The 13,081-nt window shown below is 74.8% G+C and carries 8 protein-coding genes; 3 read left to right on the forward strand and 5 right to left on the reverse strand.

From position 1 onward, the window contains the following. Positions 1-174: 174 nt before the first annotated feature. Together V7026_RS04900 and V7026_RS04905 are read left to right on the forward strand one after the other, a co-directional pair. Positions 175-555 (forward strand): hypothetical protein, encoded by a 381-nt coding sequence (locus V7026_RS04900; protein WP_334154161.1) that lies wholly within the window; start codon positions 175-177, stop codon positions 553-555. Positions 556-618: 63 nt separating this feature from the next. Then, on the forward strand, positions 619-1,449 hold the full coding sequence (locus tag V7026_RS04905; protein ID WP_334154162.1) for an undecaprenyl-diphosphate phosphatase: 831 nt from the start codon (positions 619-621) through the stop codon (positions 1,447-1,449). On the opposite strand, the gene V7026_RS04910 is transcribed toward V7026_RS04905, so the two are convergent. Genes V7026_RS04910 through recC form a run of 5 tightly spaced genes read right to left on the reverse strand, consistent with a single transcriptional unit; the run spans position 1,433 to position 12,404 of the window. After that, the gene (locus V7026_RS04910; RefSeq protein WP_334154164.1) at positions 1,433-2,308 is read right to left on the reverse strand and encodes an alpha/beta hydrolase; all 876 of its coding nucleotides are present in this window, start codon (positions 2,306-2,308) and stop codon (positions 1,433-1,435) included. The two genes, V7026_RS04905 and V7026_RS04910, sit on opposite strands and share 17 nt — an antisense overlap. Positions 2,309-2,312: 4 nt before the next feature. Then, complete coding sequence (locus V7026_RS04915) at positions 2,313-3,131, reverse strand: proteasome-type protease (protein WP_334154165.1); 819 nt, start codon at positions 3,129-3,131, stop codon at positions 2,313-2,315. Positions 3,132-3,175: 44 nt separating this feature from the next. Further along, positions 3,176-5,104, reverse strand: a complete 1,929-nt coding sequence (gene recD, locus V7026_RS04920) for an exodeoxyribonuclease V subunit alpha (protein WP_334154166.1) — start codon at positions 5,102-5,104, stop codon at positions 3,176-3,178. Then, complete coding sequence (gene recB, locus V7026_RS04925; RefSeq protein WP_334154167.1) at positions 5,101-8,880, reverse strand: exodeoxyribonuclease V subunit beta; 3,780 nt, start codon at positions 8,878-8,880, stop codon at positions 5,101-5,103. The genes recD and recB overlap by 4 nt, the downstream gene beginning before the upstream one ends. Beyond that, positions 8,877-12,404 carry an exodeoxyribonuclease V subunit gamma gene (recC, locus tag V7026_RS04930; protein ID WP_334154168.1) on the reverse strand — a complete coding sequence of 1,176 codons (3,528 nt, stop codon included), beginning with the start codon at positions 12,402-12,404 and terminating at the stop codon, positions 8,877-8,879. The genes recB and recC overlap by 4 nt, the downstream gene beginning before the upstream one ends. A gap of 95 nt (positions 12,405-12,499) precedes the next feature. Here recC and greB point away from each other — a divergent pair, with 95 nt between their 5' ends. Next, a complete protein-coding gene (gene greB, locus V7026_RS04935; protein WP_334154169.1) occupies positions 12,500-13,075 on the forward strand; it encodes a transcription elongation factor GreB in 576 nt (191 codons plus the stop codon). The last annotated feature ends 6 nt before the right edge of the window (positions 13,076-13,081 follow it).

The following is a 13,081-nucleotide window of genomic DNA, read 5'->3' on the forward strand; positions in this document are numbered from 1 at the left end:
GGCCCCTACAATCCCGGGCTCATGAGCCCGGGATTGTAGGGGCCGGGGTGTTGGGGGCATGTCGGGCCCGCTGCGCCGGTCCGTTACGTCTGTTTACAGCCGTCACAAAACGGCAACCGGCCATGCGTGACGGCGGTGGTTCAATGGCAGTAACGTTGTGCAGGAGCGCGAACCGTGAACCCTCTGACTCTGTTTCGCCCCGTGTCGCTGGCCCGGGGCCTGGCTGCCGCGGCGTTGGTGCTGGCCGGCGCGGCGCATGCCGGCAATGTCTACTGGTCGATCGGCGTCCACCAGCCGGGCGTGACCGTTGGGGTGGGCAACACCCCGCCGGTGGTGATCGCGCCGGCGCCCCGTGTGGTGATGGTGCCCCCGGTGGTGGTGTCGCCGCCGGTGGCCGTGGTGGCCCCCGCCTACGGCTATGCGATGCCTCCGGAGCACCGCAAGCACCGCCATTGGCGCCCCCGCGGATGGGAGGGGCGCCCCGGTTGGGACGACCGGCGCGGCTGGCGCGACGACGGCTGGCACTGCCACGACGACTGGCGCGACCGACGCTAAGGCTCGGGGGCGACGTGCGGCGGGCCGCTACACTCGCTGCTTTGCCCACTCCCGCGTCTGTCCATGGATGTCACCCTGCTGCTCAAGGCCGCCCTCATGGGTGTGGTCGAGGGTCTGACCGAGTTTTTGCCCGTTTCGTCCACCGGTCACCTGATCCTCGCCGCCGCCTTGCTGCGGTTGACGGGGGAGACGATCAAGGTGTTCGAGGTGGTCATCCAGACCGGGGCCATTCTGGCCATCGTGGGTCTGTATTGGCAGCGGCTGATCGGCACCCTGCGCGAACTGCCGCGCGAGGCGCAGGCGCAGCGCTTCACGGTCAATGTGCTGCTCGGGTTTTTGCCGGCGGCGCTGGCGGGGTTTTGGTTCATCGGGCCGATCAAGGCCGTGCTCTTCAATGCCTGGGTGGTGGCGGCCGGCTTCATCGTCGGCGGGCTGATCATGTTGTGGGTGGAGGCCGTCCAGGCCCGCCAGCCCGCGGCGCGGGTGGCGACCGTGGACGATTTGGGCTGGCGCGATGCGCTGGCGGTGGGGTTGATCCAGTGCGCGGCCCTGGTGCCGGGGGTCAGCCGGTCGGGGGCGACCATCATCGGCGGCATGGCGCTCGGCCTGTCGCGGCGCGCGGCGACCGAGTTCAGCTTCTTCCTCGCCATTCCGGTCATCTTTGGCGCGGCCGGCTACGATCTGTACAAACACCGCGATCTGCTGGCGGTGGAGGACCTGCCGTTGTTCGCGGTGGGGCTGGTGGCGTCCTTCGTGTCGGCGTGGGTGTGCGTGCGCTGGCTGCTGCGCTATGTGGCCACCCACACCTTCGTGCCGTTTGCGTGGTATCGCATCGCCTTTGGCGTGCTGATTTTGGCCAGCGGCGCGTTCGGTTGGGTCAACTGGACGCCGTGACGGGCGCCATGAAGTGCCGCAGCGCGCGGTCGATGGCCGCGGCCGTGGCTTCCGGGTGCTCCATGGGGAACAAGTGCGTGCCGTCGATGAACTGCAGCCGCTCGGATGGATCGCGCCCGCACAGCTTGTGCGTCATCGTCAGGCCCACGCGGCGCATTTCTTCGGACTGCGTACCCCCGACGAAGGCTACCGGGCAGGACAGCGGGTGGCGGCGCAGCAGCCGGTCCAGGTGGTGCGGCAGCGTGTTGTAAATGGCGGTCTCGGTGTCGCGGTCGAAAGTCAGTACGCGCTGCGTGCCCTCCGGCGTGTGCTCATCGTGCGTGCCGTGGGCGATGTAGTCGGCCAGCACGCGCGGGTCCCAGCGGGCGAAGGCGCGCTTGTGGCGAAAGTGCTCCAGCGCCTCCTGGGCGTTGGCCCAGCGGTTGCGGCGCTTGCGGCTGACCTGACCCGGTGAGACGGCGCCGATCAGGCGGGTGTGTTTGGCCGCGGCTAGGGCACGCGCCTTCCAGCCCCCCAGGACGGGGGAGTCGAGCATCACCACGCCGCGCACCGGCTGACCGGCCAGCACGGGGTGGCGGGCAGCGCACATCAGACTCAGAAACCCCCCGAGCGAGTGGCCGACGAGGAACAGCGGCGTGTCGCCGAGGCCGACCTGCGCCTCGGCGAAGTCCGCGAGCTGCTGCACTAGGTGCGGCCAGTTGCTGGTGACGGGGTAGCGCGGATCGTGGCCGTAGCGCTCCACCGCGGTGACGCGGTAGCCCCGCTCGCGCAGGGCCTGAAACACGACGCTGTAGGTGCCGGCGGGGAAGCTGTTGCCGTGCGAAAAGACGATGCAGGGGCGGGAGGATGCGGCGCTCATGGGGTCAGATCAGCCTGTCCTTGGGGTCCGTGATCTTGCGCAGCGCGGCGTGGTGCCCGCCCGGGGCAGCCAGCGGGCCGGCCGGGTCCCAGTCGGGGGCTTCGATCTGGTCGAAGGCCTCGCGCAGCTTGCGCCCCCAGGTGCTGCGCAGCCTGTGAAAGTAGGCGTTGTGCTCGTCGATGCACACCACCCGGTCGCTGGTGCAGCGGTCGGCCTCATAGACCGCGAGGTCCAGCGGCAGCCCCACCGACAAGTTGGACTTGAGCGTGGAGTCCATGGAGATCAGCAGGCACTTGGTGGCCTCTTCCAGCGGCGTGTCGGGGGTGATGACGCGGTCGAGCACGGGTTTGCCGTACTTGCTCTCGCCGATCTGGAAAAACGGGGTTTCGGCGGTGGCCTCGATGAAATTGCCGGGGGAGTAGACCTGAAACAGCCGCATGCCTTCGCCGCGGATTTGTCCGCCAAAGATCAGGCTGGCGTTGAATTCGATGCCGGAGCGGCGCAGGGCCTCGCCGTCGCGCTGGTAGACGTGGCGCACGGCCGAGCCCAGCACGCGCGCGGCGTCGAACATGCTGCGCGCGTTCCAGATGGTGATCGGCTCGCCGCCGTCGGGGTCTTTCAGTTGCTCGGTCTGCAGGATTTCGCGGATCGACTGCGAGATGCTGAGGTTGCCCGCCGACAATAGGCACATGAAGCGGTCGCCCGACTTCTCGTAGACGATCATCTTGCGAAACGTGCTGATCTGGTCCAGCCCGGCGTTGGTGCGCGAGTCGGACAGGAACACCATGCCAGCCTTGAGTTTGACGGCGACGCAGTAGGTCATGGAGTGGCGGTCGAACGAACGACCGTTCGCTGTGGGACGGGCGCCTATGGTAGCGCCTGCCGCAGCGCGTCGCGCAGGGCGCTGTCGCGTTCGGTGCGCCGCCGCAGCGCCGCGCGCAGCGTGGCCGCGCCGCCCGGCAGCACGAGCGTGAGCCGCTCGCGCGCGCGCGTGAGGCCCGTGTAGAGCAGCTCGCGCGTCAGGATCGGGCTGTCGGCGTCGGGCGGCAGCACCAGCACCACGTGGTGGAACTCGCTGCCCTGCGACTTGTGCACCGTCAGCGCCCAGGCGCTGGCGGTGTCGGCGAGCTGCCCGGCGGCAACCCACTGCACGCTGCCCGGCCGCTGCGGCGCCGGCAGCGCCAGGCGCCAGCGCCGCGTGCCGTCGGCGTGCGGCCGCGCCAGCAGCAGGCCCAGGTCGCCGTTCATCACGCCCAGGCGCGGCTGGTTGCGCGTGACCAGCCACGGCTGGCCGCTGCGGCCATAGGGGCCTGTGGGGGCGTGCGGGGCCAGCCGCGCGGCCTCGGCCTGCAGGCGCGCGTCCAGCCCCTCCACGCCCCACGGCCCGCGCCGCAGCGCGGCCAGGACCTGCAGCCGCGCCTGGCCCTGCAGCAGGCCGGCGGCCCAGGCGTCGGGGTCGCCGTCCGCCGGCGGTGGCGCCGCCGCCTGCAGCCACGGCGCCACCGCCGCGCGCCAGGTCGGCAGCCAGCCGTCGGCGGCCTGCGTGCCGAGGTGGACGCTGACGCCCTCGCCCGGGTCGCGCAGCAGCGCCAGCGCGGTGTCCTCGTCGCCGTCGCGCACCGCGGCGGCCCAGCGGCCGATGGCGCCGCCGGCGTCGAAGCGGCGGCTGAGCCGCAGCATCGCCACCGCCTGGTCCAGCGCGTCGCCGTCGGCGTCGATCCACGCCGCCGGCGGTGCCTGCCCGGTGGCGGCGGTGAGCCACGCGGCGGTCTCCCGCTGCCAGCGGCCCTCGCGCGCATGCGCGCACAGCTCCGCCAGCACCGCGCCGGCCTGCACCGAGGCGAGCTGGTCGCGGTCGCCGAGCAGGATCAGCCGCGCCTGCGGAGGCAGCGCCCGCAGCAGCGCGTGCAGCAGCTCCAGATCGACCATCGACGCCTCATCGACCACCAGCGCGTCCAGCGGCAGCGGCTGGCGCTCGTCGTGGCGCGCGCCGGTGCCGTCGGGCCGCTGGCCCAGCAGCGCGTGCACGGTGACGGCGCGGTGCGGCAGGTGCGGCTGCAGCACCGCCCACGGCAGCGGCAGCGCCCAAGTGGCAAGCTTCCGCCACGCGTCGGTCAGTGCAGTGCTCAGGCGCGCGGCGGCCTTGCCGGTGGGGGCCGCCAGGCCCACGGCCAGCGGCGCGCCGCCGCCCTGCAGCGCCAGCCCCTGCAGCAGCGCCAGCAGCCGCGCGACGGTGTGGGTTTTGCCGGTGCCGGGGCCGCCGGTGATGACCGCCAGCCGCTGTCGCAGCGCCAGCGCGCAGGCCAGCCGCTGCGCATCCGGCTCGGGGGACGGCGGGCCGAACAGCGCCTCGATCCACGGCCGCACGGCGTCGGGGGCAGGGGCGTCGGCAGCGGTCAGCCGCTGCGCCAACGCCTGCGCCACTTCCCGCTCGCGGCGGAAGTGGCGGCCCAGGTAGAGCACGCCGCCGGCGGCGACCACCGGCGTCAGCGGCGCGCCCGCGCCGACCCAGCCGGGGCCGCTCAGCGCCGCCGGCCCGTCGGCGTGCAGGCGCTGCAGCAGCCAGCGCGCGCAGGGGCCGCGGGCGTCGTCCGGACGGGCTTCGGCCCAGCGCCAGGCGACGTGGCCGTCGGCGGCGCGGCGCATCAGCAGCGCGGTGGCCAGCAGGGCCTCCAGGTTCGCCTGCGGGCACAGCGCGGCGGCCTGGCACGCCAGCGTCGTGTCCGCCGGGCGCAGCTCGCCGGCCTGCAGGCCGCGCTGCAGCCAGGCTTCCAGCTCGGGGCGGGGCGCGGTCATGCCGTCACCTCCGCGCCGGTGAAGAGCCCCTCCAGCTCCTGCAGCAGCGGCCATGGCTGCGTCAGGTGCCACAGGCCCGCGCCGGGGGCGGCCACACCGCGCCAGAACACGCACAGCGCGCCGCCGAGGTGGCGCGCCGGGTCGTAGCGCGGCCCTAGCCGCTGCGCCAGCCAGCGGTGCAGCGCCAGCAGGTACAGCGCCGACTGCGCATCGTAGCGCTGGCGCAGCACCTCGGCCTGCACCGCCGCGGCGTGGTAGGCGGCGTCGTCCGGCCCCAGCGCGTTGGACTTGTGGTCCAGCACCCAGTAGCGCCCGTCGTGTTCGAAGACCAGGTCCATGAAACCTTTCAGCATCCCGTGCAGCGTGACGGCGGCGAGCGCCGGGCGTGGCTGGCCTGGCGCGACGTGGGCGAGCAGCAGGCGGTCGAGCGCGCGCGCCTCGGCGGCGGCGTCGATGCGCAGCCAAAACGGTACCTCCGGCTCGGCGTGCGTGAGGTCGCGCAGCCGCACGCCCGCGCTGCCGGGCAAGGGCAGCGCGGCGTCGCCGATCGCATGCGCCCAGCGCGCCAGGTCCCCGGCGTCGGCCGGCAGGCGCTCGGGCGCCCAGCCGAGCCCCTGCAGCGTGCGCTGCGCCAGCGGCTGCAGGGCATCCGGGGCGCCCGCTGGCCAGCTGTGGCGCTGGCAGGTTTCCAGCAGCGCGTGCAGCGCCACGCCGGGCTGCGCGCCGCGTGGCCAGCGGTGCCACGGCGCGGTGGCGGGGGCCTCGTCGCGGAGCCCGGTGGCGTCGGGGGCGGATGCGCCGGGGTCGTCGTCGCCGACGTGCGCCTCGGTGGCGGCGTCGGCGCCAGCCGGCGCCTCGTGGGCGGCGCGCGCCAGCGCGCTGTAGCTGGCGATCCACCAGCTCGGGCCCCTGCGCGGGCGCGCCACGTGCGCCCAGGCGGCGGGGCGTGTAGGCATCACGGCTGGGGTGCTGGCCCGGGCGGTAGGGGCGGTCTTGTCGTCGGCCAGCCCGGTGCAAGCGATGGTGCCGCCGCTGGCCGCCGCCACCTCGTCCAGCCGCGTTGGAGTCTGCTCGGCCAGCGTGGCGGCGTCCGCCCCCTGCAGCCCGAGCAGCCGCGCCAGCGCGCTGGATGCGAGACCCGGCTCCAGCGCCACGCCGACCCAGGTCAGGTGCACCGCGCGCGTCAGCGCCACGTAGAGCTTGCGCGTGTCTTCCAGCAGGCGTTCGCGCTCGGCGCGCTCGAGCGCCTGCCGCCACGCCTCGCCCTCGTCCGGCAGCGTGACGTGCGCGTGGCCCGCGTCGTCGTGCCAGCGCAGCACCCGTGGACGGTTGTATTTGTCGTCCAGCGGGCGCGCGCGGCCCGCAAACGGCAGCAGAACGATCGGAAACTGCAGCCCCTTGGCCTTGTGCACGGTGATGACGGGGATGGCCTGCGGCGTGCCGTCGAGCCGGCGCTCCACGCCGGTCAGCGTCGGGTCGTCGCCGGCGGGGGAGGGGGCGGCACCCTCCTGCCGCGCCAGGCGCAGCAGCGCCAGCGTCGCCTCCACCCCGCCGCGGCCTCTCTGGCGTGCGGCCTGTTGCAGCCATTCGGCCATGTGCAGCAGGTCCGCCAGCGCCCGCGCGCCGGGGCTCGGGTGGTCGGCGGGGCGGGCCAGCAGCCGCGCCGCGACGCCGAAGTCGTGCATCAGCGCGCGCACCGCGGCCAGCACGCCGTGGCGCTGCCACAGCGCGTGGTAGTGCGCAAAATGCTCCAGCGTCGTGTCCCAGGCGTCCTCGTCGCGCAGCAGCGCGGCGAGCGCCGCCGCGTCCAGCCCCAGGGCGGGCGTCAGCAGCGCGTGGGCGAGGGCGTCGCGGTCGTGCGGGTGGGCGCAGGCGTGCAGCCACGCCTGCAGGTCGTCGGCCTCGGGGCCGTCCCACACCGAGGCGCGCTCGGAGCGGTAGGCGCTGGCCAGTCCATGCCGGCGCAGCGCGCGCGCCACCGCCTGCGCCTCCTGGCCGTCGTTGACGAGGATGGCCAGATCCTGCGGCTGCAGCGGGCGCAGCCGCCCGTCGCGCTCGAAGCCGCAGCGCCCCGCCGCCGAGCCTGCCAGCCACCGCGCCACGGTGGCCGCGCAGGCGGCGGCGAGCCGCTCCCGCACGTCGTCGCGCGTGAGCCTGTCCGTCTCCGGCCGCCACAGCGCGAAGGTGAGCGCCGCGCCGCTTGCGGCGTCGTCGTCGCGCCAGCGCTCGGCCTGGCCGGCCGGCCGCGCCGGCAGGAACGGCACCGGCTGCACGCCGTCGCGCGCCAAGCCAAACGCCCCGTCCGGCAGCGTGCGCTCCGCGTGGCCGAACAGGGCGTTGACGGCCTGCACCATCGCCGTGCTGCTGCGGTGGTTGACCGCCAGCGACCAGATGCGCCCGGCGCAGGCGGCGCGCGCCTGCAGGTAGCTGTGGATGTCGGCGTGGCGGAAGGCGTAGATGGCCTGCTTGGGGTCGCCGATCAGCAGCAGCGCGGTGCCGGGGTGCGGCTGCTCGGGCCGGTAGATGGCCTGCAGGATGCGCCACTGGCGCGGGTCGGTGTCCTGGAACTCGTCGACCAGCGCCACCGGCTGCTGCTGGCGCAGGCGCTGGGCGAGCGCTGCGCCCTGCGGGCCGGCCAGCGCCTCGTCCACGCGGCGCAGCATCTCGTCGAAGGTGAGCTGCTCGGCGGCGCGCAGCTGCGCGCGCATGCGCTGCGCCACCCACACGGCGGCGTGGCGCGTCAGCGCCCCGCGCGGGCCGGGCAGGGCGGCTAGGCGCGCCTCCAGTTCAGGCAGCTCGCGCAGCAGCGGCAGCGCCTCGACCTCGGGGGGGAGGGGGGCGGCCTTGATGCGCAGGTGCTCGAGCGTGAACTTGGCGGTGGCCTTCTCCGTCAGAGGGCATTGCGCATCGAGCGGGTCAGCGGCCCAGGCCCGCAAGTCGGCCAACCATGTCTTCACCCAGTGCGGTGTGCTGATGTGCTTCAGCAGGCCGTGTTGACCGAGCACCTTTTCGGCCTCGTCGATCCACGCTGGCCACGGGGCTTTCAGCGCCGCCAGCGCCTGCGCGCGCGTGGTCTCGGCCTGCCGCAGCGCCTCGGGCAGGCTGCGCGTGGACAGGCCCGGATCCTGCGCCGCCCACCGTTCGGCGTGCTCGAGCAGATCCTTGATGGCCTTGTCCAGCCCGTCCGGCGACCCCCAGACGTCCAGCACCGCCGCGGCGTCGGCCTCGTCCAGCGGCAGCACGTGCAGCCGCCACCAGTCGCGCACCGCCTCCAGGCGCAGCGCGGCGGTGTCCTGCAGGATGCGCGGCTGGAAGGGCTCGCCGCTGAGCAGCGCCTGCTCGCGCAGGACGCGCTGGCACCAGCCGTGCAGGGTGCTGATCGGCGCCTCGTCCAGCGCGTCGGCGGCCTCGGTCAGGCGGCGCGCCAGCGCGGGCCATTGGGTTTGCGGGTAACGCTCGCGCAGCGCCAGCAGCCGCTGCACCGCCGCATCGGCCGGGTCGAGCGCCTCGCCGCCGAAGACCGCGGCGGCCTGCAGCAGGCGCGCCTGGATGCGGCTGCGCAGCTCCTGCGTGGCGGCGTCGGTGAACGTCACGACCAGGATCTGCCGCGGCGACAGCGGCGGCAGCCCGGCCTCGCCGGGCGGTGTGCCCAGCACCAGCCGCACCGCCAGCAGCGCCATGGTCCAGGTCTTGCCGCTGCCGGCGCTGGCCTCGATCAGCTGGCTGCCATCCAGCGGCAGGGTCAGCGGGTCCAGTTGAGGCAGGTCGGCGCTCATGCGGCGGTCTCCTCGGCGGAGTTTTCGCGGTCGCCGTGGCCGCTGGCCAGATGCGCGTGCAGCGGCGCGAGCAGCGCCTGCGTCCAGCGGGCGAACGGCCCGTCCGTGTGCGCCTCGCGCGGGCCGGCCAGCGCTTCGAACGTCGGGTAATGGCGCCGCCACAGCGGCTCCTCGGCCAGGCCGTGCTCGTCCTCGTAGGCCTTGCGGGCGGCCTCCCACGCCGCCGCAGGGTCGGCGTCCTTGCCACGCAACTTGCCCCAATACGCCGCAGCGGCGCGGCGCGGCAGCGGCAGCGGCGCCTGGCCCTGCAGGCCGGCGTGCCACGCCTGCCCCAGCGTCGTCCAGGCGGCGGTGGCGGTCTGCGGCTGCAGCGGTTGCATCCGCCCGACGCCCAGGGGGGTGGCGATCCAGCTCGTCACGGGCCCGAGCGCGACGTTGAGCGCGACGTGCTCGACCCAGGGGCGCAGCAGCCGGTGCAGGGCGTAGGTCTTGGCGTCGAGCTTCTTGCCTTCGACGAGGGCGCTGCCGAGCGTCACCAGCCGCGCCAGCGCGCCGTCGTCGCCGCGCCGCAGCGCCGGCAGCACGTCGCGGATCGCAAGCGTCGGGCCGTCCGGCAGCGCCAGCGTCGTCTCCAGCCGCGCCCGCTCGGCCACCGGGAGGGGGTGGCGCGCGGCCAGCTCCCGGGCGTGCTGCCAGACGCGGCGGATCGCCTCGTCCCAATCGCGCGCAAGCCACGCCCCGGCAGCGCCGGCGGGCCAGTCGCCGGCCAGCTCGGCGTGGCGGCGGGCGCGCCGGGCGGCGGCCTGCGCGTCGGCCTCGTCGGCGCCGGCCAGCGCCGCGTCCACCGCAGCGTCCACCCACGCCAGCCGGGTGCGCCACTGCTGCAGGCCGTCGGGCGCGAACGGCTCGGCGTCGTCGTCGGCCTCGTCGTCGCGTGGCGGCGCCAGCCCCAGGCGCTGGCGTGCGTAGGCGCGCGCGGGGTCCTGCAGCAGCTCGGCCAGCGCCGCCACCGTCACCGGGATCGGCTCGGCTGGGCGCGACCGGATGGCCGGCGCGGGGCGCGGGGTGGGCGTGTCCGTGGCGGCGCCTCCCGTTGCGAGCCACTCCCGCGCGTAGCTGAACGCGCCGGTCAGCGGCGGGGCGGCGCCATTGGCCGCCGGCGCCGGGCTGAAGTTGGCGGGGTCGAACGGATGCAGCGGGTGCGCGCGCGTCAGCGCCGCGGCCACGTCGCCTTGCAGGCCCGGCGCCAGCCGCCACTGGCGGTTCAGGTGGTGGCGCAGCTGGGCCACCGGCAGCGCCGGCTGGCGCTCGGTGTCGTCCACCGGGTGGCGGCCCAGCCACGAGACGCCCAGGTGGTCGCGCGCCGACAGCACCGCCTCCAGCAGCAGGTAGAGGTCCTCATGCCGGCGCAGGCGGTCGCCCGGGCGCGGCGCGGCGGCCATCAGGTCGTGCGTGTCGCCCTGCGGCCGGCGCGGGAAGTTGCCGTCGTGCAGGCCGAGCAGGTAAATGCGGCGAAACGGCACCGCGCGCATCGGCAGCAGCGTCGCAAACGTCACCCCGCCGCCGAGGAAGCGGGCCGGCGCGCCGCCGCCACCAGCCAGCGCCAGCCACGTGTCGGCCACCACGGCGGCCGGGATCGGCTCCGTGCCGGCCTGCTCGGCCTGCCGCGCCCAGCGATCGGCCGCGGCGCGCAGCCGCGCCACCGCCAGCGTCCCCTCCACGTCGTCCGCCGCGGGCTGCAGGAACTGCGCCAGCAGCGCGTGCAGCCGATCGGCCCACGCGGTGGCGTCCGTCGGCTCGGCCAGGCGATGCGTCCACGTCGCCACCGCGTCGATGAAGGTCTGCAGCCGGTGCAGCAGCTCGCCCTGCAGCACCGCCACGCCGCGCGCCGGCAGCAGGCGGTCCTGCCACGGCTCGTCCTCGGCGCCGAGCATGGCGCCGAGCCACAGGCGCTGCAGCCCCTCGCGCCAGGTGTAGCGCTCGGCCAGCGCGGCGCCGCCCGCGGCCAGCCCCAGGCGCTGGCGGTGCACGCCGTCCAGGCCCCAGCGGATCGCGGCCTCGCGCCGCCACGCGCGCAGGGTGTCGAGCTCGTCCGCCGCCAGGCCGATGGCGCGCGCCACCGCCGGCACGTCCAGCCAGTCCAGCGCATCGCTGCCGGTCAGGCGCAGCGCCTCCGGGCGCAGCAGCGCGCGCAGCAGCTCGCGCAGGCGCGCGGTGGTGTCGTCCTCCACGTCGGCCAGCTGGTACGGGATGCGGCGCGCATCGTCCGGCGGCAGGCTGCCCCACACCGCGTGCACCAGCGGCGCGTAGGCGGCGATGTCGGGCGCGAAGACGGCGATGTCGCGCGGCTGCAGCGTCGGGTCGCGCTGCAGCGCGGCCAGCACCTGGTCGTGCAGCAGCTCCACCTCGCGCAGCATGGTGTGGGCGACGCGCAGCCGCAGCGAGCCGTCGCGCGCCGGATCCAGCGACGGCCAGACCTTCTCGCCCGGTGCTCGGCCGTGGCGCAGGTCGTCCTGCAGCTGCGCCAGCAGGTGCGGCGGGTCGGCGTCGTCGGCGCGCTCCTCGTCCCAGGCGTCCTCCAGCGATACCGGGGCCAGGCCCGCCGGGGGCTCCTCGGCGCCCAGCGCCTGCAGACCGGCGATGAACTCGCGCCCCTGCCGGCCCCAGGCGGCCAGCAGCGGGTGGCCGGTGCGCGCCCCTTCGCGGTCGAACCAGTCGGTGCGTGCCGGGTTCAGCACGTAGACCGCCACGTCGCGCCAGCACGCCACCGCCTGCAGCGCCCGCAGCACGTCGGGCGTGAGGGCGCTGACGCCAAACACCGCGAGCCACGGCGGCTCGCGCGCCGGCAGCGGGCAGGCGGACGCGGCGCGCATACGCTGCAGCCACGCGGCGTGAATGTCGCAGCGGCTCACCCAGCGGTGGCCCTGCGATTCGGCATCCGCCCGCAGCAGCCGCCACAGCGCCGGTTGCCAGCGCTCATCCTCCGGCAGCGGCGCCACGCGGCCGTCGGCGTCGCGCAGGCGGTCGTGCCCGGCGGCCCAGTCGGCCAGCCAGTCGGGCCGGTAAATCTGATACTGGTCGAACAGATCCGCCACGCGCCGCGCCAGCTGCGCGCGCCGCAACGGGTCGCCGTCGCCCAGGTAGTGGATCAGCGGGGCCAACACCGCCGCCTCTGCGCACTGCGCCAGCGTCGGCAACAGCCGCCACAGCCGCCAGCGCAGCGGGCCGCGGTCCAACGGCGCCTCGTCCGGCACGGCGGCTTCGCCCAGCACCGCCCGGTAGATCTGCCACAACCACTGCGCCGGCAGCAGGCACTCCAGCCCCGCGCAAACGCCGGCACGCTGGGCCAGCGCCTGCTGCACCCACTGCGCCGTGCCGTGGCTGGCCACCAGCCAGCGCTGCGGTTGCAAGGGATGCGCCTGCGCCGCGGCCGCCGCGTCGGCGACGGCGCGCTGCAGCAGCGCCTCGATGCGGTCGCTCTGGACGATGCGCAGCGGGGTCGGGGTGGATGGGGCACGTGTCACAGCCGGTAATCGTAGAGGAAAGCTGTGCTTACCTTGGCTGCGAATAGGCGAGTGGCCGACGGTCCGGAGGCCCCCCTGCGCTACCATCCACCCCCATGAGCAAGGCTTTCGTGCGCGAGCAGGACCACGACGAGGACGATGACGCGCTGCCGGCGGGGCAACGCATTCCGGCCGGGGGGAAGAATTACATGACGCCGCAGGGCTACGCGCGCTTGCGTGGCGAGCTGATGCACCTGATCGATGAGGAGCGCCCGCGCGTGGTCGAGACGGTGTCGTGGGCCGCGAGCAACGGGGACCGCTCCGAAAACGGCGACTACCTGTACGGCAAGAAGCGCCTGCGCGAGATCGACCGCCGCATCCGCTTTCTGACCAAGCGGCTGGAGCGCGCTGAGGTGGTGGACCCCAGCGTGCACCACGGCAAGGACCAGGTGTTCTTTGGCGCGACGGTGACCTATGCGCGCCCCGATGGCAGCGAGGTCACCGTCACCATCCGGGGCATCGACGAGGCGGACAGCAGCCGGGGGCAGATCAGTTGGATCTCGCCGGTGGCGCAGGCGCTGCTGAAGGCGCGCGAGGGCGACGAGGTGCGGTTGCACACGCCCTCCGGGGTCGAGGTGCTGGAGATCCTGCAGGTCCGCTACCCCGAGCCCGGCGCACCATCCGCCGCCTGATCGGCG

Source organism: Tepidimonas sp. (assembly GCF_036825565.1).
Taxonomy (GTDB): domain Bacteria; phylum Pseudomonadota; class Gammaproteobacteria; order Burkholderiales; family Burkholderiaceae_C; genus Tepidimonas.

What these genes read in the sequence shown, in the direction of transcription:
- V7026_RS04905 (WP_334154162.1), top strand. Translation starts at nt 619, where the DNA reads ATGGATGTCACCCTGCTGCTCAAGGCCGCCCTCATGGGTGTGGTCGAG.
- recB (WP_334154167.1), bottom strand. Translation starts at nt 8,880, where the DNA reads ATGAGCGCCGACCTGCCTCAACTGGACCCGCTGACCCTGCCGCTGGAT.
- recD (WP_334154166.1), bottom strand. Translation starts at nt 5,104, where the DNA reads ATGACCGCGCCCCGCCCCGAGCTGGAAGCCTGGCTGCAGCGCGGCCTG.
- greB (WP_334154169.1), top strand. Translation starts at nt 12,500, where the DNA reads ATGAGCAAGGCTTTCGTGCGCGAGCAGGACCACGACGAGGACGATGAC.
- V7026_RS04915 (WP_334154165.1), bottom strand. Translation starts at nt 3,131, where the DNA reads ATGACCTACTGCGTCGCCGTCAAACTCAAGGCTGGCATGGTGTTCCTG.
- V7026_RS04910 (WP_334154164.1), bottom strand. Translation starts at nt 2,308, where the DNA reads ATGAGCGCCGCATCCTCCCGCCCCTGCATCGTCTTTTCGCACGGCAAC.